Here is a 253-nt window from a genome sequence, read left to right as displayed (position 1 = left end):
GCGCTATTTCAAGACCACGTCCGACGGCAAGAACAGCAGCGCCGCCGGCCGTGCCGAGGGCTACAAGTTCGGCGGCTATACCAAAAACGGCAGCGGTGAAATCGACAACAACACCTGGAGTGCGGCGTTCATCTACTCCCTGGGCCCGCACGCGATCACCGCGGGTTACCAGCAGGTGTCAGACGACAGCAACTTCGCCCAACTCAACCAGGGTGGCCTGGTGAACAAAGGCGAGGGTGGTTCCAGTCTGTAC

Annotated in this window: 1 protein-coding gene; it reads left to right on the top strand. The window is 60.9% G+C overall.

Translation table 11 applies throughout. The features are described 5' to 3' along the window. The coding region (locus SB765_RS31855) for an OprD family outer membrane porin (protein WP_410932787.1) at positions 1-253 on the top strand (253 nt) is incomplete at both ends.

Source organism: Pseudomonas sp. SIMBA_067 (assembly GCF_046534675.1).
Classification (GTDB): domain Bacteria; phylum Pseudomonadota; class Gammaproteobacteria; order Pseudomonadales; family Pseudomonadaceae; genus Aquipseudomonas; species Aquipseudomonas putida.
This window is presented reverse-complemented; position numbering and strand designations above follow the sequence as displayed.